The following is a 22,065-nucleotide window of genomic DNA, read 5'->3' on the forward strand; positions in this document are numbered from 1 at the left end:
TGACCGCTCCCACACCGTCCGGCGAGGCAAGAGACCATCGCATTGTGGGAGCGGTCACCGACCGCGACCGTCCCTGAACCCTGATCCCTGAATCCTGAGCCCTGCCCTATGGCCCACGCCTACACACCCGGTCTTCGCGTCACCCAGCAGGCGCTGCTGCGCAAGCTGCGGCGGCTGCCGCTGCCTGGCAAGATTCACGTCCAGGTGGGCGACCGTGTGCGGGCGACGGACATCGTCGCCGCCACGGAGCTGCCCGGCAATGTCACCACCGTCAACATCGCCCGGGAGATGAACTGCCAGCCGAACGAAGTACCCGGACACATGGTCAAACAGGTCGGCGACGCGGTGGAGGCCGGCGAGGTGCTGGCCGAGGCCAAGTCCTTCTTCGGTCTGTTCCACGCCTACGCCAAGGCGCCGGTGCCCGGCACCCTCGAGTCGGTGAGCGACATCACCGGCCAGGCGCTGTTGCGCGGGGCGCCGACGCCGGTGTCGCTCGAAGCCTATGTGGACGGCACCGTCGTCGAGGTGTCGGGCGACGAGGGCGTCACCATCGAGACCGTGGGGGCGCTGCTGCAAGGGATCTTCGGGCTGGGCGGCGAAACATACGGCGAGTTGAAGCTCGCGTGCAATGCCCCCGATCAGCCGCTCACGCCGGACCGCCTCGGCGACGACTGTGCGGGGAAGGTCATTGTGGGCGGGTCGCACGCCGGTCTGGCGACGCTGCGGCGGGCCATCGCCGTGAAGGCGAAGGCAGTGGTCGTGGGGGGCGTCAGCGACACCGATGTGGATGAGCTGCTGGGGTACCACCTGGGCGTGGCGGTCACAGGCCATGAGAAGCTGGGCCTGACGCTGGTGGTGACCGAGGGCTTCGGGACGATCCCCATGGCCCGGCGTTCGTTCGAGCTGCTGCAAGCCCGGGCCGGTCAGTTCGCCTCGGTCAGTGGCGCCACCCAGATCCGCGCCGGTGTCATCCGGCCGGAGGTCATCGTCGCCGCGCCGGGAGCGCAGCCGCTGACCCCGGAGGCCGAAGAGGCAGGTCTGCTGAACATCGGCAGCCCGCTGCGACTGATCCGCGAGCCGTACTTCGGGCAACTGGCCACGGTCACGGCCCTGCCCGAAGAGCTGCAGCAGATTGCGACCGAGGCGCGGGTACGGGTACTGCGAGCCCGCCTGGAGGACGGCACGGAGGTTACAGTGCCGCGAGCGAATGTGGAGTTGATCGAGCAGTGACTGTTCCCGGCCGGGGTAGTGCCGCTTTGGGAGGGCTTTCGAGAGCCCTCCCACAACCGCGTCCCCTCGCGATGGCGGCGCTGGTGCTGCTGGCCTGTTCCGCCGCCTGCTGCCAGTCCCTCCCGCCCCCGACGGCCCTCAAGCTGACCGACGACCCCGACGACGACAAGGGCGACAAGCTCCTGCTGTCCTGGAAGGCACCGACCGAGACAGCCCCCTCCGGCCGCGCGCTGGTAGGCTATCGCGTCTTCGTGCAGACCGGGCACGAACAGGCGAAGGTGCAGGAGCTGATCCCCGACGCCGCCGCCAGCGATACGAAGCTGACCGATCTCAAGCCCTGGCGGAAGTACCAGGCGGGCGTCACGGCGGTCTATGCCCCCGCGGGTGTGGAGTTCGCTCCCGACGAGCACGCCCCGGACTCCCTGGCCGAGGGTGTGTCCGAGAGCCAGATGGTCCTGGCGGGTCCGGTGGCGCCGCACGGCAAGTGGTTCAAGGCAGACCAGACCAACGTCTTGGTGACCTCGCTGCTGATCGTGGCCATCGTGATCGCCACCATCGTGCTGGCGCGGCGGCGGGACATGTACATCCGGCCCATCGCGGGCCTGCGGGCGGTGGATGACGCCATCGGCCGCGCCACGGAGATGGGACGGCCCATCCTGTATGTCTCGGGCCTCACCGGCGTAGGCGACATCGCCACCATCGCCGCCATGCTCATCCTGGGTCATCTGGCCAAACGCACCGCCGCCTACGAGACCCCCATCCTGGTTCCGTGCAACGACCCTCTCGTGATGGCGGTCCAGCGCGAGATCGTGCACGAGGCCTACCTCGAGGCCGGCAAGCCGGACGCCTACGACCCCGACAGCATCTACTACGTGACCGACAGCCAGTTCGGCTACGTCGCGGCTGTGGATGGCATCATGCTGCGCGAGAAGCCCGCCGCCAACTTCTTCATGGGCTTCTTCTTCGCCGAGTCGCTGATCCTGGCCGAGACCGGCGCGACGACCGGCGCCATCCAGATCGCCGGCACCGACGCCGACACCCAGCTCCCCTTTTTCATCACCAGCTGTGACTACACGCTGATGGGCGAGGAGCTATACGCCGCCGGCGCCTATCTATCGCGTGACCCGATCCTGCTCGCCCAGCTCAAGGGCCAGGACCTGGGCAAGATCGCCATCTTCGCCATGTTGCTTGTCGGTACGCTGCTGGTCACCGTCAACGCCAACACGATTGGCGAATGGTTCATGAAACTGGTACAGGTGCAGTAGAGGCAGGGACTGGGGACTGGGGATTGGGGACGGCTACGGCGCAGGGCGCCATCGTCCCCAAGACCCAATCCCCAACTCCCAACCCCCAACAACCATGCGTCGCCAGCTACCACTGATAATCGGGTTCGTCACGGGCCTGTTCATGTTCATCCAGTTCTTCGTCCCCCACCAGGTGGGCGTGGCGGGGTTCGACCTGCTCAACGACTGGGTGCGCGTGATCGGCGCCTTCGCCATGACGCTGGGGATCGCCAGCATCTGCCAGGCCAACTGGGAGAAGATCCGGCGGCGGCAGCGCGAGTACGGCTACAGCATTGTGACGCTGCTCAGTTTCTTCCTCATGCTCTACATCGGCCTCTTCCGCCCGGGCGAGGTGCCCCTCCCACAGGGCTGGGGCCTCAGCGGCGAAGGCGACAACCTTCAGGGCGTATGGGACCGGCGGGAGGGCCACACGGCTCCCGGCTCCGTGCGTCTGCGCGGTACCAGCACGTCGGCGGAAGGCGCATGGTCAAACCGCTGGGCCGGGTGGGAAGAGAACTGGGGCAACATCGCCGTCCAGCCGGGAGCGCTGTGCCGTCTGAGCGCCTGGGTCCGCGGCCACACGGTGAGCGGCCCGGGCGCCGGAATCGCGGTGACCTTCCTCGACCAGGACAGCAAGCCCGTGGCCGGCGGCTACCAGGCGTGCCCATCGCGGGTCGTCGGGGAGTTGTGGGAGACGCTCATGGTGTCGGGGATGGCCCCGCGCGGGGCCGCCTTTGCGCAGGTGAGCCTGGACCTGAAGGGTGAGGGCACGGTCTGGTTCGATGACGTGGTCCTGGCGCCAGTCGGCCCCGCCACGGTGTCGGCGACGGTCGGCGAGGTTGTCAACGGCACCTTTGCCCGGACTGAGCGTCACCCCATTCTCCGCAAGGTCCTCGCCCAGGCCGACGGCCCCGGCTTCAAGTGGCTCTTTGAGAGCATCGTGGTGCCGCTGGACAGCACGATGTTCGCGCTCCTGGCTTTCTTCATGGCCTCGGCGGCCTACCGCACCTTCCGGGCGCGCACCCCCGAAGCCACCGTGCTGCTGCTGGTAGCCGTGATCGTGATGATCGGCCGCGTGCCCATCGGCGAGTTGTTCTACAAGCACATGCCGCAAGTGTCCGAGTGGTTCATGATGTACCCCACGGTGGCGGCCAAGCGGGGCATCCTCTTCGGCGTGGCTCTCGGCTCGGTCGCGACCTCGCTGCGGATCATCCTGGGCATCGAGCGCTCGCACCTGGGGGGGCGCTGACATGAACGTGCTCGCCCGCCTCATCCACATCGATCGCCGCTGGATCTTCCTGTGCATCGCCCTGGCCGTGGTCGTGCCCTTCCTGACCCATCTGCAGTTCCTCCAGGGCACGCCGACGCCGGCCACGGTGGCCGTGTACCACTACATCCAGAAGCTGCCGCCCGGCAAGCCGGTCATGCTGATCTTCGACTATGGCCCGGCCGGGATGCCCGAGATCCACCCCATGGCCATGGCGCTCATCCGCCAGTGCTTCATGCGCCACGTGCCCGTCATTGCCATGACGCTCCACCCGCAGGGCCCGCCGATGATCGAGATGGCCTTCGCCAAGGTGACGCCGGACTTCCAGGTGCGCTACGGGAAGGACTACGTGAATCTGGGCTTCAAGCCGGGCTGGCAGTCGGTGATCCTGGGCATCGGGTCCGGCTTCGCCACCACCTACCCGACCGACACCCGCGGCACCCCGCTGTCCCAGTTGCCGATCATGCGCAACGTCAAGGGCTATGACGACATTGGCCTGGCCGTAGACCTGGCCACCGGCTCGGCCCCCGGCGCCTGGATCGCCTTCGCGCACCAGCGCTTCCATCTGACGCTGGCCCTCGGCATCACCGCTGTCATGGCCACCGACAACTACGTGTACCTGCAGACGGGGCAGATCGTGGGCCTCATCAACGGGATGCGCGGGGCGGCCGAGTACGAGCACCTGGTCAACCACCCGGACGTCGGCGCCCTGGGCATGTCCTCTCAGTCGGTGGCCCACCTGGTCATCGTCCTGTTCGTGATCCTGGGCAACGTCGGGTACTTCGCGGGGCGCGCACATGCTCGCCGGACGGGGGAGGGGTAGGGACCATGCCGGCCCACGGCGCCGCCGACGTGCTCACCAGCCCCGAAGTCATCAGCCTGTGGGTGCAGGCCCTGCTGACCTTCGCCATCCTGTCCTTCCTCATCAAGGACAACCCCTTCTACAAGTTCGCCGAGCATGTCTTCGTGGGCATCTCGGCCGGGTACGGCATCATCGTTGTCTGGCACGAGGCCGTGCTGCCGATCCTGCTGTACCGCATCTTCCCGCAGCTCGGCGGCGATCCGACCGTGCGCCCCGACTACTGGGTCATCATCCCCGGGATCCTGGGCCTGCTGATGGTCAGCCGCTTCATCCCCAAGTATGGCTGGCTGTCGCGCTGGCCCATCGCCTTCGTCGTGGGGGTGACCGCCGGGTCCAGCATCCCGGTGGTGGTGCAGGCGAACATCCTCGAGCAGATGCACGGGACGATCCGCCCGCTGCTGTACCATCGCCCCCTGGTGTTGACCCACGCCCCTGGCGCCCTGGACCTGTCCGCCGGCGCCGCGTTCGCGGTCTTCAATGCCCTGGTCCTGGTGCTGGGCGTCATCTGCGTGCTGAGTTACTTCTACTTCTCGCAGGAGCACAAGCGGCTGCTCGGGGCCAGCTCAAGATTGGGTGTCTGGTTCTTGATGATCGCCTTCGGGGCTAGCTTCGGTAACACGGTCATGGCCCGGATTTCGCTCCTGATCGGCCGTGTTCAGTTCCTGTTCTATGACTGGTGGCCGGCAGTCGTGGAAGGAGTCAGACATCTAGTGACGAAATGATAGAAAGACGCGGGGGAAAATGGGGAGATGGTGTGTCGGGATGACGAGCTGACAGTGTTTTGCGTTCTGCACGAGTTAGCCCCGGGGCGAGGGAGAGTGACGCGGATGGACAAGGAGACCGTCCTACTGATCGAGGACCACGAAGCTGACCGGAAGATGGTGGCAACTGCGCTGGAGAAGGAGGGGTATCGGGTGGAGGCAGTCACCACGGGCGAGCAAGGGCTCGAAGCCCTCGCCCAACAGCGCCCCAACCTGGTGCTCCTGGACCTGATGCTCCCCGGGATGGACGGTCTCGAAGTGTGCCGGCAGATCCGCGGCAAGAGCGATCTGCCCATCATCATGATCAGCGGGAAGGATGATGAGGTGGACAAGGTCGTCGGCCTGGAGCTGGGCGCCGACGACTACATCACCAAGCCCTACGGGGCGCGCGAGCTGGTAGCTCGCGTCCGTGCCATGCTCCGCCGCACCCTCATGACCGAGAAGGCCGCTGCGCAGAAGCGCCGGCTCAGCTACCCCGGCCTGGAAGTGGACTTACCGACGCGCACCGTCGAGTGCCAGGGGGAAGCGGTGCACCTGACCCCCAAGGAGTTCGACCTGCTCTACCACCTCGCCTCACACCCCCGCCGCGTCTTCCGCCGCGATGAGATCGTCGAAGAGGTCTGGGGCTATGCCCCGTCCAGTGGCGACCTGCGCACCGTGGACACGCACGTCAAGCGCCTGCGCAAGAAGCTCGAAGAGGGACGGGACGTGCCCTGGTCGCTCGCCACCGTCTGGGGCGTCGGCTACCGGTTCGACGTGAGCGAATAGCCGGCCTGGTTCCTACGACGCGACCGCGCCCGTCGCCAGCACGCGCTCGACCGCTTCGCGCGATACCGCTGCCATCATGTTGCCCGGCCCCGAGCCTACCAGCGCTCCCACGGCGTTGCCCCAGCGCAGGCATTCCTGCGGCTCCTGACCGTCGAGCCACGCCGCGATGAACCCCGCGTCGAAGGCATCACCGCAACACGTCGTGTCTATCATCTGCACGCCGAAGACCGGCGCGGCCAGCATGCGGTCCGCCTGCACGAAGCGTGAACCCTCCGCGCCGAGCTTCAGGGCCGTGCCCACGCGCGGCTGCGGCAGGGCCGCGGCGGCCTGCAGCGGGTCATCCAGGCGGCCCAGGTGCGTGACCTCCACCTCGTTGGGCAGAAACAGGTCCACCTGCGGCAGCAGCTCCCACAGGCCGCTGTCCCACCGCTCATACGGGTCGTAGCCGGTATCCAGCGAGGTCACTACCCCGACCTGGGCAGCCCGGCCGAACAGCCCGGGCAGGTCGGGCTGCAGCTTCGTCTGCATGAAGATGCTCCCGACGTGCATGAATCGCGTCTGCGCCAGCAGGGCATCCGGAATGTCCGGGCCGGTGAGCGAGTCGATGGTGCCCAGGTAGGTGACGAAGGCGCGGTCATGCGGCCCCGAGAGCGAAACGGTCGTCCCGGTGCGCAGCTCCTCGTCCACCTTGACGTAATTCGTGCACACCCCTACGCGCTCCATGCTCTCGGTGAGGAACGGGCCGAACTCGTCATCACCCACGCGCGCCACCAGCGCCACCCGCAGGCCGAGGCGAGCGCAATACGCCGCGAAGTTCGCGGCCACCCCGCCGGGGTGGCGGCTCATCGTCCGCGCCAGCACCTCGCGACCGAACTGCGGCAGCTCCTCGATGGCGAGGATGAGGTCTACATTCAGGTCACCGACGGCGATGACATCGAAGCGCTTCTCAAAGCCCATGGGACAGGTCAAGTCTCCTCGATACGTTCCAGCTTGAAGATAACCGGGCGGTAGCCGTCGCTGCAGCAGGCGACGGTGCACCCGGGGCGCGAGCCGATGAAGTTCCCGCCCCGCGCCAACGTGATGACATACTTCTGGATGTCCACCCACGCCCACGAGCAGAAGCCCTCGGGCATGTTCGTGTCGGAGATGAACTCCTGGCCCTCGGTAAGCTTGTCGCAGGCCTGCCAACGTCCTGTCGCGGTGTCGGCCACCATGTCCTCGAGCAACAGGCGCTTCATGACGGTGATGCGGACCCTGGCCTGCATGGTGTTACTCCGTGGACGCCTGCGCCGCCGGGCACGGGGCCCCGGCCTCCGTCTGGGCCAGGATGCTGTGCCGGCGGCCATAGCCGAAGTAGATGACCAACCCGATGGCCAGCCAGATCCCCAGCCGCCACCAGTTCTGCACGGGCAGCGAGAACATCAGCAGCAGGCACGTGAGCGTGCCGAGCACCGGGATGACCGGCACCCACGGGCAGCGGAAGGGGCGCGCTGCGTCCGGGTTGGTGCGCCGCATGACCAGCACCGCCAGGCACACGATCACGAAGGCCAGCAGCGTGCCGATGTTGACCAGCTCGGCCAGGATCTGCAGCGGGATCAGGCCGGCCAAAACCGCCACGATCAGGCCGGTCGCGATGGTGGACTTCCACGGCGTGCGGAAGCGCGCATGCACCGCCCCGAAGAAGCTCGTGGGCAGCAGGCCGTCGCGGGCCATCGCCAGGAGCACTCGCGGTTGGCTCAGCATGAGCACCATGAGCACCGACGTGATCCCCACGACGGCGCCGAGCGCCACCACGAACTGCGCCCAGGTCAATCCGACGGTCTCAAACGCCGCGGCCACCGGGGCCTCGATGCTGAGTTCGCTGTAGGGCACCATCCCGGTGATGACCGCGGCGACCGCGATATACAAGACAGTGCAGATCACCAGCGAAGCCACGATGGCGATCGGGACGTCGCGGTGCGGCCGTCGCGCCTCCTCGGCGTGCGTGGAGACCGAGTCAAAGCCGATGTAGGCGAAGAAGATGATGGCCGCCCCCGCCAGCGCCCCGACGGGCGCGCCATCCTTGCCCACCATCCCCCAGACCGTCTGGCCAAACAGGCTGAGCCCCGCCCAGCCGAACGGCGCGAAAGGGCGCCAGTGCGCGGGGTTGACGAAGAACGCGCCCACGGCCACCACCAGCAGCACGATCGCCACCTTGATGATGACCATGGTGGAGTTGAAGCGCGCGCTCTCGCGGATCCCGATGACGAGAATGACTGTGAGGAGGGCGATGATGGCGATGGCGGGCAGGTCGAAGTAGCTGCCCGTCGGTCCCAGCAGCCCTGTCACCTTATCCGGCCCGAAGGGCGCGTCGGCGACCTGTGGCCACACCTGCCGGCCGAAGATGCCCAGGAGGTTCTGGAAGTACTTGGACCAGCCATGCGCCACCGAAGCCGAGGCCACCGTGTACTCCAGGACCAGGTCCCAACCGATGATCCACGCCAGTAGCTCCCCAAGGGTCGCGTACGCATACGTGTAGGCCGACCCCGCCACCGGCGCCATGGAGGCGAATTCCGCATAGCAGAACGCGGCGAAGATGCAGGCCAGCCCGGCAATGATGAACGAGGCGATCAGGGCCGGGCCGGTCTTGTCATGGGCCACCATGCCGACCAACACGAAGATGCCGGCACCGATGATGCAGCCAATCCCCAGGCTGGTCAGCGACACCGGCCCCAGCACCCGCCGCAAGCGGTTATCCCCCGCCATCTCCTCGTGAAGCTGAGTCAGCGTCTTGCAGCGGAACAGTTGGCTCATCAGGGCCTCCCTGCGCGCTAGCGTTTCACGCCGTACCGCTCCATGATCTTCCGCAGATTCCCGCCCAGGATCTTGCGCTTGTCCTCTTCCGAGATGCGGGCATACATGATCTGCCCCAGGCCCCACGAGATCGGCAGATCGGTCAGGTCCGAGCCGAACAGGATGCGGTCTGCGCCGTACATCTGCACGAACTGCTCCGTCTGGTTCCACGCCAGGAAGGGGCAGGTGCAGATGTACAGGTTGTCCACTTCGCGGCACACATCCACAAATGCCGCGGTCGCGTGGCCGGCGATGAAGCAGGCGTTGGGGTAGCGCTGGCACAGGTCTCGGATCCGGTCGGCCCCTCCCCAGGTGTGGCTCAGGATGATCTGGCCATGCTCATGGGCGAAGCGGCACGGCACTTCCACCAGCGGCCCGCTTGAGGGGTATGTGGCATACGAGTCCAGCATCAGCTTGATCCCCTGCATCCCCAGCGACAGCCCGCGCTCCAGTTCCGCCAGCATCGCCGCCTCGCCGTAGTTGGGGTTCACGAACGTGAAGCCGACGAAGCGACCGGGGTAGGCGCGCAGCATGGCCGCGACCTCGTCGTTGCCGAAGTCGTTGTCGCCCATGATCTGCATTCCGAAGACGCAGCAGGTGTCAAGACCGAACTTATCCATCTCGGCGACGAGGTCGGCGGGGGTGTCATTGACCACGTGGTACGGATCGGCCCAGCCGATGTGCCCGTGACAGTCCGCGAACTGCTCGTCCCGCAGCGACTCCCGCAGGCGCACCTTGCGGTGCAGCGTGTCCACAGGCTCGGGGAACTCCGCCTGCTCGACGGAGCTAACCTTCCGGTTCCAACTCAGCAGGTTCCGCAGATTGCCGCCCGCGATGAGCGCCAGCTCGTCCTCGGAGATGTCCGAGTAGTTCAGTTGCATCAGCGGCGTCCCGGGTGTGCGCTCGGGCAGGTGTGAGGCCCAGACCAGCCGCTCGGCCCCCCACTCGCGGCAGATGAACTCGATGCGGTGGTGCAGCCAGACCGACGACAGGTCCAGGTGCAGGTTGGGGCAGGCGTTGAGCGCCTCGTACAGCGCGCGCTGGCTGCGGTAGATGCGGTTCTCGCTGACCACCACCGGCATCTGCGGGTGACGCTTGCACAGGGCCACGACCGCGCTCCAGTCGGTGCGGTCGCTGTAGCCCTCGAGGTTGCTGTCGGGCGACAGGAACAGCGGCACATGCGCCTCGGCCAGCGGCTCCAGCAGCTCATCCGTGGCCCAGTCATCCAGCGGCAGAAGGAAGTGCTTGTAGAACATCCAGACCGCTCCGACGCCCGCCGCACGCATCTGCTTGAGGAGTTCCTCAGGCGGCGGAAACTCGCGGCTGTTGGGCAGCAGCAGCGTCCAGGCCGGGTGCAGGCGCGGCTGGTCGCGGGTCACGTCCAGGATGCGAGCGTTGCCGGCCATCGGGTTGGTGGACACGGACATGCTATCGAGCACCAGCGCCTCGTGGATGCCGAAGTGATCCATCTCCGAGAGGAGTTGGGACGCGGTGCAGGGGTGGTTGGGGCCGAACCGCAACGACCGGCCGAGAATACAGCAAGCGTCGAAGTAGGTCATGTCAGTCTCCATGGTGCGATCGTCATTGGGGCGCCGCGAGGCGCGTGGGTGGGTTCGTCCTCGAACCCACATGATCGTGACGCGCGGCATGTGCGGGTTCGAGGACGAACCCGCCTACGCCGGCGCGCCGTTCGTCCAGCGCCGCTCCACCCCGCTGAGCATGTCACGCTCCAGCCGCAACGTGCCGTACGGGCTGGCCAGCTCAACCGTGCGGATCAACTCCCCGTACGGCCGGGGGAGTTCGCCATCCTCACGGAGGGTTTCCTGCACCGACAGCCCCGCCGCCTGCGCCGGATCGTCCAGCAGCACCACACACCAGCCGCTGAACAGCAGCGGCTGCGTGATGGTGCCCCGATCCTCGGCGATGAGCGGCAGGCTGACCTGCAGGCCGCGGTCGGTGCGCTCCAGGCGCGGCGGCAGGGCCACGATGTTCCCCGCCTCGCGCCGCTGGGGGTTCGGATCATCTTCGGGCACATCGAGCACGCGGCATTGCAGCGGGCGGAGCGCCACGGCGCAGGCGCCGTAGTCCAGCACCAGCCAGTCCGCCGGCGCCTCCGTCGGCGCGCCGTCCCATGCTTCCCCGCCGATCAGCACCCGCCCGCCCCCGCGCGCGAGCCGCCAGCGGTCCTCCAGGCGCACCGTGGGCGAGTGCAACTGGTGCACCTCGCGGAAGATGATCGCCGCTCCCTCATGCTGGTGGGCGGCGAAGACGACCTCCGGGTGGAACGACACGCGCTTGAACAGGTGGCGGCTGGCGTAGTCCCAGATGGTTCCGGCGGCCTCATGCTGCCGGGGTGTGCCCTCGTCATCCACCGTCGCCCATTCGAGTACGCCGTAGTCCTGCTGGTTGACGATGAACGAGGCGGGCTTGCTCTGCCACCCCAGGCCCCAGGCGTCGTGCATGGTCGTGTTGGGCATGATGGGATAGTGGCTCAGCGTCCCCAGCCGCGCGTGCTCGCGGATGTGGCTGACGCTGGTGTGCTCATCGAAGGTGCGCTGGCGATGGGAGCGGGGGAGAGGCTGCGGGGCGGGCACATAGCTGTAGCCGGTCGCACGGGCCAGCACCGCCAGCGGCGCGTTGGGGTCCTTGGGTTGCGCCCCCGCCATCAGTTCCAGGAGACCCCACGGCACCTCCAGGTCGCAGGCGAAGTTGTAGCCGCGGATGCTGGGCACGGCGTCGAGGCCGTCGTGGAAGGCCGCCCAGGCCATCAGGCGATCGAGCATCGCGCGGGTGCGGTCGTATAGCTCCCCGTGGTGCTCCAGCAGCATGATGAGCAGCCCCATCTCGGCGATGACGCGCGTGTAGACGGGCGAGTGATCCTCGCCCCAGCCCGTGCCGCGCCGCTCGATGTAGTCCAGGTAGCGGCGGCAGAAGTCCCGCGCCTCCTGCTGGATCGCCTCGTCCTGCAGGATGTACCCGGTCACGAGCAGCATCGCCACATCGCCCAGGCACTTGTTGGGGTAGTAGAGGCTGGGGCTGTCGGCCATGTGGCGGAACCACGGGGACACGGCGGCGAAGATCGAGCGTAGCGCCTCGGCCTCATCATCGGTGAGCTGGTCGCGGTGGTTCAGCCACAGCAGCGACAGCGGCAGGCAGATGAAGAACGAGGCGTTGGTGTCGCCGATGGCGGGGTCTTCGAGGTACCACTTCAGGCAGCCATAGGTCGGGCTGTCCGGGTCGGTGTCACGCTGGTCACGGAGGGCCCCGCAGAGCAGGGCGAAGTCGGCGTCCTTCTCCCCGCGCACGAGCCCCTGGTAGAGATGGTGCGCGGTCGAGACGCAGTTGTGGGTCTCGGTCAGGTGGGCGATGTTGGCGACATGGGGCTTGCCGCCCCGGGCGAGGTAGATGGTGCGGTCAATCGGGTCGGACATGCTCACGCTCTCTGCTCTGGGTGGTCTGCAACTCAGGTCGTGGGTGCCGCCGAGATCGCTTGCGGTCTCACGTGTGCGGCGGGCCCCACGGCCGGCGGCGGCACCCGCCGCCTACTTCGCCACGAACCTGATCGTCGGCGCGGCCGTGAAGTCTATCACGAACTTCCCGCCGGTCGTCGGGTACTCGAACGTCCCACCGTGGGTGAAGTCACTCGGCCCGGCGGTCGCCTTCTTCAGCTTCCCGTCTTCCTTCATGTACTCGTCGGCGTACTTGATGACCACCTGCTCGCGGTTGCCGACCGGGTGGCCGGTGGTCGTGACGGCGGTGCCGTCCACATCCGCCTCGGTCAGGAAGTGCCCGTCCACCGACAGACCCGCGCGGAGCATGTTCGCGTACTGCTCGACCTTGGGGATCGGCGGGCAGGTGGGGTCAGTCAGGCCGTGGACGATGACGATCTTCAGGCCCGGGTTGGCGGCTCTCAGCAGCTTGCAGTGCTCCAGGTTGCCGAAGTCGCGGATCTGCTGCATGTCGGGGCTGAGGTAGTTGGGCTTGGCCGGGTCCTTGCCGTAGCCGGCGTTCAGGCTCGTGCCCTCGCCGGTGCCGTAGGCGATGGCGTCAATGAGCCCCGGCATCCCGCAGATGTCCACCCCGCAGGCGAAGGTGTGCGGAGCCAGCTTCATCACCATCTCGGTGACGTTGCCCCCGCCGGACCCGCCCATCGAGTACACGCGGTGCTCGTCGAACGCGATCCCCTTGTCCTTCAGTTGCTTCCAGACGGCATAGAGCGCCCGGAGGCAGTCCATCGCCTGCAGGTAGCCGTGGTCGTAGGGCTTGTCCGCCGACCAGCTTCCCGGCCCGCTCTGCAGATAGTTGACCGACATCGCGATGACGTTGAAGCGGTCGGCGAAGGTCTTGCACCACTTGACGTACTCGGCGGAGTTGTAGACCCCGCCCCAGTTGTGCAGCACGAGCATCAGGCCGGTGTTGGCGGTAATGCCGGCGGCCGGCTCCTGGACGAACATCTTCACCTTGCGCTCGCCCGGCTGGAACGGCCATTCCTGGGCGACGAACTCCTGTTCCTGGCTCAGCACACTCTTGGCTCCTCCTGGGGCGACCAGTGCCGGCGTCCCGCCGGCCCCGGCTCCCGCCGTTGCATCCAGCTTGAGCAGCACGATCCCGCCCTTGGCGAAGGCGCGGAAGTCGCCATTCTCGGGCGGGTCGGGGAAGGTGATGATCGAGTAGGGGAGCCCGGACCCGCCCCCGGGCGGCTCGACCGACAGGTCCAGCCCCGTGTCCTTGATCTGCGGGTAGCGCTTCTGGAACTCGGACAGGTCCGTGTCGGACACGGCGATGGTCACGGCTTTGGTCCCCGTCGGCAGAACGAGCGTCTTGGCGTCACAGCTCTGCTGCGGCACCGGGGGCAGGTTCTGATACCCCGCCGGCACCTTGTTGATGACCCAGCGACCCACGCGGTCATGCCACGGCGCAGCCTTGTCGCCGGGGACATACTGGCCGGCGGCGGGCGGCTGTGGAGCGGGGGCTTGTACGCCGCCGGCCGGGGCAGCCGGGGCTTGTGCAGCGGCTTGCAGCGGCGGGTCCAGCGCCAGCAGGATCAGCCCGGCGCTCATCCACGTGTGCTTCATCTCCGTGGGCGGGTTGGCCACGGTCACGATGGCATAGTCCAGCGTGCCGCCGCCCTGCTTGATCTGCAGCTTGTCGCCGGTGTCCGTGGCGCCGGTCTGCTTGGTCAGGAACTCGGCGAGCTGCTTGTCCAGCACGCCGATGGTGGCTTGCTTGGTGCCCTCGGGAACGATGATGTTGCGGGCAGTGCAGCTCTGCTGGGGAATGGCGTGGTCGCTGAGGTACTTGTCGGGGATCTGGCTGAGGGCCCACTGGTTCACGCGGTCATGCCACGGGAAGGCCCCGAGCTTGACGGTGTAGGTGGCCGTTTGCTGGGCGAGGGCCACTGTCAGGAAGAGGGGCAAGCAGAGAAGGCAGCACAGACGCTGCATCGTGATGGCCTCCGGGGGCAGGATGGGAGAGTGGTTCGGCGGAGGTGAGGTGGAGTCCTGCCGTTGGAGCGCGGCTCTCCAGAGCCGCCTCTCCGTGTAGTGCGTTCGGTGGTATCAACGGCTGCCAGCTGGAAGCTGGCGCTCCTACGGCAACGGCTTGCGGCTCTGGAGAGCCGCGCTCCATCAGTCGTCCATCAAGCTGGCCCGCTCGATGGCCCGTTTGCCGAACTGGCCGATGATCCGGTCGCGGGCGCGGCACAGGCTACGACGGCGGCTCGCACTCTCCTCGAACAGCGAGAGCTGCCAGGGCATGCCCGTCCGCACCAGGTTCCCCGCCGCCACCCCGATCAGCCGTACCCGCCGGGCGCCGAGTTTGTAGGCAGACTGTAGGGCGGGGGCTTGTACCCCGCCCCTGTCCGGCGGGGTACAAGCCCCCGCCTTACAGCCCACCACTTGTCCCAGCAGCCGCGTCGCCTCCGCGTACAGGTCCAGCTCGCTGTCCGTCACCCGGTCCATGGTGCAGGAGCGGGTGAAGTTGGTGAAGTCCTCCAGGCGGATCTTGAGGGTCACGGTGCGGGCCTGGTAGCCCTCGCGCCGGAGCCGTCGCGCCAGCTCGTCACACAGGACCAGCAGCGTTCGCCCCAGCAGCTCCACATCCCGCGTATCGCGCGCCAGGGTCGTCTCCTCGCTCATCTGCCGCCATTCGCGCGTGCCGTCATAGATCGGCACCGGCGTGTCATCCTGCCCGAGTGCCGCGCGGTGCAACTGCCGGCCGTGGGCGCCGAACTCCCGCTCCAGCAGCAGCACCGGCAACCGCTGGATCTGGCCAATGGTGCTGATGCCCATCTGCTTGAGGCGCTGGGCGGTGACCGGGCCGAGGCCCCAGAGCTTCTCGGCCGGCAGCGGCGCCAGGATGTCGGGGAGTTGCTCGGGGGTCACGATCGTCAGCCCGCGCGGCTTGTGCCAGTCGGAAGCCATCTTGGCGACGAGGCGGTTGGGGGCCAGGCCGATGGACACCGACAGGCCCAACTCACGCTCGATGCGATCCTGAATCGCGCGGGCGATCTGCTCGGGCGGGCCGAACAGCTTCAGACTGCCGGAGATGTCCAGGCAGGCCTCGTCAATGGAGATGGGGTCTAAGCGGGGGGTGTAGGACTGGTAGATCTCCAGCGCCCGTTGCGACGCCTCCGCGCAGGCGGGGCCGTTGACCGGTAGGAAAATGCCCTGCGGGCAGAGCTGGCGTGCCTTCCAGATGGGCATGGCGGAGTGGACGCCGAAGCGCCGGGCCTCGTAGGAGGCCGCGGACACCACGCCGCGCGCTTCAGGGCCGCCGACGATCAGCGGCTGGCTGCGGTACTCGGGGTGCAGCACTTGCTCGACACTGGCGAAGAACGCGTCCATGTCGGCATGAAGAATATGGCGGTTCATGGCTCCGGGGTCGCTGCGAATCAAACATATGTTCGATATGATTATACAGAAGGCGCTGCGGAAAAGCAAGATTGCAGGCCCATCGTGGGCCCCCAAAGAGCGCGGCCGCCGGTCAAGGACCGGCGGCCAAGCAAAACGGCGGTCGGATGGGCTCCGAGGCCCTACTTCAGCTTGATGCAGGCCAGCGCTTGCTTGTTGCGCACGAGCAGGTAGCCATCGGCGAGGATGGGCGCTGTCCAGGCCTGGCCGCCCAGGGGCTTGATGCGGCCCAACTCCTGGTAGCCGCCCGGATCGGCCTTGCACATCACCACATCGCCGGTGTTGCCGGTGCAAGCGATGATGACACCGTCGGCGATGAGCAGGCCGCCCTTCTCGAAGCCGCCCTGACGCCAGCACACCTGCCCCTGCTGGGGGCTCATGCACACCAGCGCCCCACCGGTATCGCTGTCGCTGTAGATGTACCCGTTGTAGTAGATGGGAGAGCTGAAGTGGGGCGTGATGTCGTTGTTCCGCCAGTACTCTTTCGGCCCCTGCGGCGTGATCTCCACCAGCGCACAGCCAATGCTGTAGCCGCTGGTGAGGAATACGAAGTTGCCCTCCACGACGGCCTGGGAGGCGTTGACGTTGCACTTGTTCGCCCAGGGGAAGCGCCAGAGTGTCTTGCCCGTGTTGGTATCCACGCCCACGAAGTTCCGGCCCGTGGGCACAACATACTGCCGCTGGCCCAGGATGGTGGCAATGACGGGGGTGCCGTAGCCGGCGAGGTCCGCATCGTCCCCGACCCAGATCACGGCGCCGGTGTCCTTGTTCAGGGCCATCACATTGCCCTTGGGGCTGCCGGCCTGCACGATCACCTTGTCCCCATCCACCAGCGGTGAGGCCGAGTAGTTCCAGTTCGGCGGCTTCCCGCCGAACTCGCGCATCAGGCTCTTGGTCCACACCACCCGGCCGCTGGCAGCGTCCAGGCAGTTGAGAATGCCGAAGCGGCTCAGCGTGTAGAGCTTGCCGTCGGCGTATGAGGGCGTGGCACGGGCAAACCCGTAGTTGTCACGCCCCCCCTCCTGGTACTCATAGCGCCAGACATCCTGCCCGCTCTGCAGGTCCAGGCACCGTACGACGTCATTGTCGCCGGCGCGGTCCATGATGAAAACCTTGCCCCCGGCCACGCTGGGGCCCGCATAGCCGTTGTCGTTCATCTGCGCCCGCCACAGCACCTGCGGCGGGTTGGCCCGCCAGTCCTTGTTCAGGCCGGTGTCGGGAGCGAGGCCATTGCGGCTCGGGCCCATGAAGTGCGGCCAGTCCGCGGCATAGGCGAGGCTGGTGGCCAGGCACAGCACCATCACGGCAGGGGTCAGGGATCTGCGCATCATCGTCCTCTCGGAATGTGTTATCAGGCTATATGTTACCACGACAGACTACACTGAAGCAACAACTGACCGCCCCGTAGGTTCCCCTAGCCAAAGCAGTAGACCAACCCCGCATCCGTGCCGACGAACAGCCGCTGATACGCGGCCGAGACGCCTCCGCCGATGCTCCCGGTGCGGTACTGCCAGACACGCGTCCCGGCGGCCAGGTCCACCCCGTACAGGCTGCCATCGCCGCTGCCGAAGAACACGCGGTTGCCGACAACGGCGGGCGAGGAGTCATTGCCGCCCCGGGTGTCGAAGCGCCACTGCAGGACGCCCGTGCCGGCCTTGAGTGACACCAGCGTGTTGTCTCGGGAGGCCAGCAGCAGGTGCGTGCCCGTCACCGCGGGCGAGGCATAGTACGAGCCCTGCTCCGACGGCGTCACCTTCCACATCAGCTTGCCGTCGCTGACGCGAACTGCCGCCACGGGGCCATCCATGCCAGCCGCGTACACGGTGCCTCCCGCGCAGGCCGGCGAGGCACCCAGGTTGCCGCCCAGTTCCACGGCCGCGACCTGCTTGCCGCTCTTGAGGCTGATGATCCGCACGAAGCCGTCACACCCCGCAATGACCACGCAGTCGCCCACCACGCAGGGCGAGCAGTGCACCTGCGCCCCGGACTCGAAGCTCCACAGCTCGCGCCCGGTCCTGGCGTCGAGCTTGTACAGGTGGTTGTCATACGAGCCGAACAGCACGTACGTCGGAGTGTAGCCGGGCCCGCAGTTGGCCGAGGAGACGATATTGTCCTGCGTCTTGAATTTCCAGCGCAACTTGCCCGTGCTCCGGTCCACGGCGTAGAACACGCCCGTCTCGTCGCCGACGAAAACGCTGCTGTTGGTGATGCAGGGCGTGGCGGAGATGCCCCCGGCGGCCAGGAAGCGCCACTTGGGCCGCCCATCCACGACGCGCAGCGCCAGCAGCGACCCGCCGCTGGTGCCCACATATGCCGCGTCGCCATAGACGGCCACTGCACCCTCGATCTTCGACTTGGCGTCGTACCGCCACAGGAGCCGCGGCTGCGCCGACAACGTCGTCGTCGCCACGCCAGTCTGCTGTGGGGTGCCCCGGAAAGACATCCAGTGGGCCGTAGGAGAGGTGGCTCCGGCGGCCCAGACGGCCGCGACGAGCGCCATGGCCCATCCGCTCAGCGTCACCACCCGCCGCCCGGCCTGCAGTGCATTCATCATTCGTGCCTCAGTGCCCCTACGAGATCCTCGTCGAGATGGCGTCGGATCGCGACGACGTTGGCCCCTAGCCCCACCGCCAACACCGCCAGCAGGGCCAGGACCAGCCCGGCCCAGTTGACCGATGACTCGGGCGAGGCAAGCTGGGGTACCATCGCGATCAGCGCCGCCACCGCCCCCAGCAGCAGGCCCGTCACCAGGAGCCCGCCATGCTCCAGCAGGAGCAGCGACACCAGCCGCTGCCGCGAGAAGCCGGTGGCTGTCAGCAGCGCCAGCTCCGCCCGCCGCTCAATGATGTTGCGGGCCGTGACGACCGAGAGCCCCACCGTGCCCAGTAGCAACCCGAGCGCTCCCAGAGCGATGAACATGGAGATATAGACGTTTTCCCCGGCGGCATACTCCGCCAGCGTCTCGCGCGTGGGCCGGACTTGCAGGCCGAGGTCGCCCAGCGTCCGCCGCAGCGCCGCGACGACCGCCTGCTCGTCCTCCCGGGGCGTCTCGATCAGGAAGAACGACGGGGCCGTCGCTTCGGGATAGAGGTGCTTCAGGTCCGCCTCGGACACGACCAACAGGCCGGCGAAGATGCTGCGCGAAAAGCCGGCGAACAGTTGCAGTGTCATCGGGCGGCCAAACGCATCTTGTGTTTCCCAAAGGTCCCCGTCGTGCTTGTACAGACGCCACTCCAGTGTCCCGCTGTCGGTCTTGGCGACGATCCCCGGGGTCGCCTCGTAGTTGATGTCGTCCTCAACCAGCACCCCCGCGAAGCGCCCGTCCGCGAAGAACCGTTGCCCGTAGCCGAGCATCTGCGGCGCGTTTGCCTTCGCCGCGTTCGCGCAACTCAGATCATCGCCGGGGCTGGCGAGCAGGGACACAACCGTGCAGCGCGCCAGGAGCGCTTCATCGGCAGCGGCGAAGCCGAGGTTGCGGCGCCCCTCCGGCGTTGCCGGGTCGTAGGGCAGGGGGACCTGCGAGGTCGCCATCAGGTTGAAGCCGCCGGCCGGGCCGGCGCGGTCGAACGTGTCCGCTCGGCCGAAGTCGCGCGTGCTGGCGGCGGTGGTGATGATGACGAACGTCGCCGCGGCGATGAGCCCGCACACGAGCAGGCTGCGGCGCGGGTTCTGTCCCGCGTTGCGCCACGCCAGGCCGCGCAGGCTTTGCAGCACCCCATGGCGACGCGGCCACGTGAGCGCCAGGTGCAAGGCCACCAGCCCGGCCACCAGCAGCAACAGCCCCGCCCCAAAGAATGCGATGGCCTTCGGCGCCGCGTCATTGGCCTGCGGCCACACGAGCAGACCCGTTGCCGCCGCCAGCATCACGACGAGCGCCACCAGACGCGCGGCCAGCCGCCGCGAGGCGGGGGAGAGGCCGGGGCCGCCCTGCCACAGGTGCATCGGCTCCAGTCGCCCCAGGCTCCGGAGGGCCAGCAGGATCGTCACGACGCCGACCAGGAGCCCGCCCAGGGCCGCATACAGCAGGTCTGTCGGCGCCACGTGCAGCCACAGCGCCGGTGCATCCCCGAGGGCCGCCCGCCAGAACGCTCCCATGGCCTCGAGCAGCCCCGCCGCGTACAGCACACCCACAGGTAGCCCCAGGATGACGCCACCCAGGTTCAGGATCAGGCCCTCGCCCAGCAGCAGCCTGCGCACGCGCCGTGGTGTCAGGCCGATGGCCAGCAACAGGCCGATCTGCCGGGCGCGCCGCTCGACGCCGAGGCTCACCAGCATGGCCGCGAGCCCCGCCCCGGCGGCGATGATGAACATGCTCAGGGCCAGGAAGAGCTGGCTGAAGTCCGTGCTCCCGGCCGACGACTGTAGCGCCCGTTCAGCGGTGTTGGTGAAGGCGATGACCGGCTGCCCGGTCTGCAACTCCGTGAGCAACTGCTGCGCGAGCCGTGGGGCGAAGGCCGCCGGGGATTGCCCCTGCGGCGGCGTGATCTCGATCGAGGTCAGCGAGTCCTTACCGCCCCACATCGTGTCCGTCACGAAGTACTCGACGAACGCCTTGGGGACGGTCTTGTACTTGTCCCAGTACGCCTCGTCGCGCGGCGTGATGCGGCTCATGTCAATCGGGAAGGGCGGCTTCCACTCGCCGAGTGTCACGGCATCGGTGAGGCCCTCGTAGTCCGGCATCAGGTGCGGGTCGGCGCCGAGGCCTTGCATCGGCACGACACCGACGAAGCGCGCCTGTAACGACTTGCGCGGGAACGTGCCGTCCGGGCTGGTAGCGAGGTACTCCAGCGTGAGCTGGTCGCCCGGCCTGGCCTGCAGGTCCTGCGCGGCCCAGGGCCCGAGCGCAATCCACGCCTCGGTGCGCTCATCCACCTCCCGCCCCAGCCCCACGGCCCGGCCGTCGCTGACCCCGGTGACGATCGCGTAGGCGATCTCCCGGCCGTTCGGGGCGCGGATCGCGGTGGCGAGGTAGGTCGAGGTCAGGAGCACCCGGGCGCCCAGCTCACTCTTGGCGCGGGCGACGGCCGAACGCTGGGCCTCGGTCAGCGTGAAGGCATCGGAGGTGAGCGAGAGGGAATGCGGCTTGACCCGCAGGTGCAGCCCGTAGTCCTCAAGGGACAGGCGCGGGGTCAGCGCGGCGGTGAGGTCGCTCGAGTCGCCCTGCTGCACCGGCGCCACCAGCACATTCGCTTTGCCGGCCATCGTCAGCGCGCGCTGCAAGGCCTCGCGTGGCAGGAAGGCATTGCGCGGCCGTCCGCTCTGGCCGTCGAGGCGGAAGTCGCCCGGGCCGTTGTCGGGCAAGACGGCGGCCACCGGCAGCGTCAGCGTCGCCATGACCTCCGCCAGCTTGCGCCGGGCGAACAGCGAGTCCAGGCCGATGCTGCGCGGCCGGTTAACGCTCAGGGCGACCTCGTCCCCGGCCTTGACGTGCAGGTCGCGGGCCAGCGCGGCGTTGATGAGCAGCCCGTCGGCGGGCAGGGCGGGCAGGCTCTGGAGCGTGATGAAGCCTGCCTCCACGCCCCAGACGGTCACGCCCACGGGGTTCGGTTCGCCCTGGACGGGGGTGGCGGTGCCGGTCGTGGTCAGCAGCGCGAGGGCGTCCGTGCCGGCCGCGATCTGGTCCGACACCGCGCGCGGCAGAACCGCCGCGTGGTTCACACCGCCCAGACGGGCGAGGGACAGGTCCAGCAGACTACCTCGGAGCGAGGAGCCGATGATGAGGGAGCCGGTAATGACAGCCGTCGCGACCGCCAGCCCGGCGATGACTGCCAGCGAGGAGCCGCGGTAGTGGCGGATCGTGCGCCAGACGACGTGCCGGGGCGTCATCGGGGGCCCCCCGACGGCGCCAGCCTCCCCTCCCGTAGCTCGTACACCGCCTGGCACGCCGCCGCGTGCGCGGGGTTGTGGGTGACCATGACCACGGTCAAGCCGTCGCTGCGCGCCAACTCCAGCAGCAGCGCCACGACCTCGGCGCCGGTGGCCTGGTCCAGGTTGCCGGTCGGCTCATCACACAGCAGCAACCGCGGCTCATTCATCAAGGCTCGGGCCACGGCCACCCGCTGGCGCTCGCCGCCCGAAAGCTGCGCGGGGAAGGACTGGAGACGCTCGGAGAGCCCCACGCGGGCGAGGAGGTCGTAGGAGCGCCGTCTGC

At 67.9% G+C, this 22,065-nt stretch carries 17 protein-coding genes; 6 read left to right on the plus strand and 11 right to left on the minus strand.

What is annotated here, in order from left to right; all coding sequences use genetic code 11:
• Positions 1–108 precede the first annotated feature (108 nt).
• The 6 genes from LLH23_21385 to LLH23_21410 all read left to right on the plus strand — a co-directional run bounded on the left by LLH23_21385 (position 109) and on the right by LLH23_21410 (position 6,171).
• Positions 109–1,230, plus strand: a complete 1,122-nt coding sequence (locus LLH23_21385) for a hypothetical protein (protein ID MCE5241024.1) — start codon at positions 109–111, stop codon at positions 1,228–1,230.
• Positions 1,231–1,313: 83 nt separating this feature from the next.
• The gene (locus LLH23_21390; protein MCE5241025.1) at positions 1,314–2,495 is read left to right on the plus strand and encodes a fibronectin type III domain-containing protein; all 1,182 of its coding nucleotides are present in this window, start codon (positions 1,314–1,316) and stop codon (positions 2,493–2,495) included.
• A 94-nt stretch (positions 2,496–2,589) separates the two neighbouring features.
• Positions 2,590–3,762: a hypothetical protein gene (locus tag LLH23_21395; protein MCE5241026.1), complete on the plus strand. Its 1,173-nt coding sequence runs from the start codon at positions 2,590–2,592 to the stop codon at positions 3,760–3,762.
• A gap of 1 nt (position 3,763) precedes the next feature.
• Positions 3,764–4,603 carry a hypothetical protein gene (locus tag LLH23_21400; GenBank protein ID MCE5241027.1) on the plus strand — a complete coding sequence of 280 codons (840 nt, stop codon included), beginning with the start codon at positions 3,764–3,766 and terminating at the stop codon, positions 4,601–4,603.
• Between the two features lie 5 nt (positions 4,604–4,608).
• A complete protein-coding gene (locus LLH23_21405; protein ID MCE5241028.1) occupies positions 4,609–5,364 on the plus strand; it encodes a hypothetical protein in 756 nt (251 codons plus the stop codon).
• Between the two features lie 105 nt (positions 5,365–5,469).
• Positions 5,470–6,171, plus strand: coding sequence for a response regulator transcription factor (locus LLH23_21410; protein ID MCE5241029.1), 702 nt, complete (start codon positions 5,470–5,472; stop codon positions 6,169–6,171).
• A gap of 12 nt (positions 6,172–6,183) precedes the next feature.
• On the opposite strand, the gene LLH23_21415 is transcribed toward LLH23_21410, so the two are convergent.
• The 11 genes from LLH23_21415 to LLH23_21465 form a co-directional block, all read right to left on the minus strand.
• Positions 6,184–7,128 carry a carbohydrate kinase family protein gene (locus LLH23_21415; protein ID MCE5241030.1) on the minus strand — a complete coding sequence of 315 codons (945 nt, stop codon included), beginning with the start codon at positions 7,126–7,128 and terminating at the stop codon, positions 6,184–6,186.
• A gap of 8 nt (positions 7,129–7,136) precedes the next feature.
• Positions 7,137–7,436 carry a TIGR04076 family protein gene (locus LLH23_21420; GenBank protein MCE5241031.1) on the minus strand — a complete coding sequence of 100 codons (300 nt, stop codon included), beginning with the start codon at positions 7,434–7,436 and terminating at the stop codon, positions 7,137–7,139.
• A 4-nt stretch (positions 7,437–7,440) separates the two neighbouring features.
• Entirely contained in the window at positions 7,441–8,964 is a 1,524-nt protein-coding gene (locus tag LLH23_21425) for an amino acid permease (protein MCE5241032.1), read from the minus strand.
• A 17-nt stretch (positions 8,965–8,981) separates the two neighbouring features.
• Entirely contained in the window at positions 8,982–10,562 is a 1,581-nt protein-coding gene (locus LLH23_21430; protein ID MCE5241033.1) for an amidohydrolase family protein, read from the minus strand.
• 114 nt (positions 10,563–10,676) lie between these two features.
• Entirely contained in the window at positions 10,677–12,434 is a 1,758-nt protein-coding gene (locus LLH23_21435) for a hypothetical protein (protein MCE5241034.1), read from the minus strand.
• 111 nt (positions 12,435–12,545) lie between these two features.
• Positions 12,546–14,447, minus strand: a complete 1,902-nt coding sequence (locus LLH23_21440; protein ID MCE5241035.1) for a S9 family peptidase — start codon at positions 14,445–14,447, stop codon at positions 12,546–12,548.
• 183 nt (positions 14,448–14,630) lie between these two features.
• The gene (gene dinB / locus LLH23_21445; protein MCE5241036.1) at positions 14,631–15,875 is read right to left on the minus strand and encodes a DNA polymerase IV; all 1,245 of its coding nucleotides are present in this window, start codon (positions 15,873–15,875) and stop codon (positions 14,631–14,633) included.
• A gap of 161 nt (positions 15,876–16,036) precedes the next feature.
• Positions 16,037–17,242 (minus strand): PQQ-binding-like beta-propeller repeat protein, encoded by a 1,206-nt coding sequence (locus tag LLH23_21450; GenBank protein ID MCE5241037.1) that lies wholly within the window; start codon positions 17,240–17,242, stop codon positions 16,037–16,039.
• 86 nt (positions 17,243–17,328) lie between these two features.
• Positions 17,329–18,468, minus strand: a complete 1,140-nt coding sequence (locus tag LLH23_21455; protein ID MCE5241038.1) for a PQQ-binding-like beta-propeller repeat protein — start codon at positions 18,466–18,468, stop codon at positions 17,329–17,331.
• The gene (locus LLH23_21460) at positions 18,465–21,740 is read right to left on the minus strand and encodes an ABC transporter permease (protein ID MCE5241039.1); all 3,276 of its coding nucleotides are present in this window, start codon (positions 21,738–21,740) and stop codon (positions 18,465–18,467) included. Before LLH23_21460 ends, LLH23_21455 begins: the two co-directional genes overlap by 4 nt.
• The coding region (locus tag LLH23_21465; GenBank protein ID MCE5241040.1) for an ATP-binding cassette domain-containing protein at positions 21,737–22,065 on the minus strand (329 nt) is incomplete at its 5' end. The genes LLH23_21460 and LLH23_21465, both read right to left, overlap by 4 nt.

It is taken from the genome of bacterium (assembly GCA_021372615.1).
Lineage (GTDB): Bacteria > Armatimonadota > Zipacnadia > Zipacnadales > UBA11051 > JAJFUB01.

What these genes read in the sequence shown, in the direction of transcription:
- LLH23_21415 (MCE5241030.1), bottom strand. Translation starts at nt 7,128, where the DNA reads ATGGGCTTTGAGAAGCGCTTCGATGTCATCGCCGTCGGTGACCTGAAT.
- LLH23_21405 (MCE5241028.1), top strand. Translation starts at nt 4,609, where the DNA reads ATGCCGGCCCACGGCGCCGCCGACGTGCTCACCAGCCCCGAAGTCATC.
- LLH23_21450 (MCE5241037.1), bottom strand. Translation starts at nt 17,242, where the DNA reads ATGCGCAGATCCCTGACCCCTGCCGTGATGGTGCTGTGCCTGGCCACC.
- LLH23_21425 (MCE5241032.1), bottom strand. Translation starts at nt 8,964, where the DNA reads ATGAGCCAACTGTTCCGCTGCAAGACGCTGACTCAGCTTCACGAGGAG.
- LLH23_21395 (MCE5241026.1), top strand. Translation starts at nt 2,590, where the DNA reads ATGCGTCGCCAGCTACCACTGATAATCGGGTTCGTCACGGGCCTGTTC.
- LLH23_21460 (MCE5241039.1), bottom strand. Translation starts at nt 21,740, where the DNA reads ATGACGCCCCGGCACGTCGTCTGGCGCACGATCCGCCACTACCGCGGC.
- LLH23_21410 (MCE5241029.1), top strand. Translation starts at nt 5,470, where the DNA reads ATGGACAAGGAGACCGTCCTACTGATCGAGGACCACGAAGCTGACCGG.
- dinB (MCE5241036.1), bottom strand. Translation starts at nt 15,875, where the DNA reads ATGAACCGCCATATTCTTCATGCCGACATGGACGCGTTCTTCGCCAGT.
- LLH23_21435 (MCE5241034.1), bottom strand. Translation starts at nt 12,434, where the DNA reads ATGTCCGACCCGATTGACCGCACCATCTACCTCGCCCGGGGCGGCAAG.
- LLH23_21400 (MCE5241027.1), top strand. Translation starts at nt 3,764, where the DNA reads ATGAACGTGCTCGCCCGCCTCATCCACATCGATCGCCGCTGGATCTTC.
- LLH23_21455 (MCE5241038.1), bottom strand. Translation starts at nt 18,468, where the DNA reads ATGATGAATGCACTGCAGGCCGGGCGGCGGGTGGTGACGCTGAGCGGA.
- LLH23_21430 (MCE5241033.1), bottom strand. Translation starts at nt 10,562, where the DNA reads ATGACCTACTTCGACGCTTGCTGTATTCTCGGCCGGTCGTTGCGGTTC.
- LLH23_21420 (MCE5241031.1), bottom strand. Translation starts at nt 7,436, where the DNA reads ATGCAGGCCAGGGTCCGCATCACCGTCATGAAGCGCCTGTTGCTCGAG.
- LLH23_21440 (MCE5241035.1), bottom strand. Translation starts at nt 14,447, where the DNA reads ATGCAGCGTCTGTGCTGCCTTCTCTGCTTGCCCCTCTTCCTGACAGTG.
- LLH23_21385 (MCE5241024.1), top strand. Translation starts at nt 109, where the DNA reads ATGGCCCACGCCTACACACCCGGTCTTCGCGTCACCCAGCAGGCGCTG.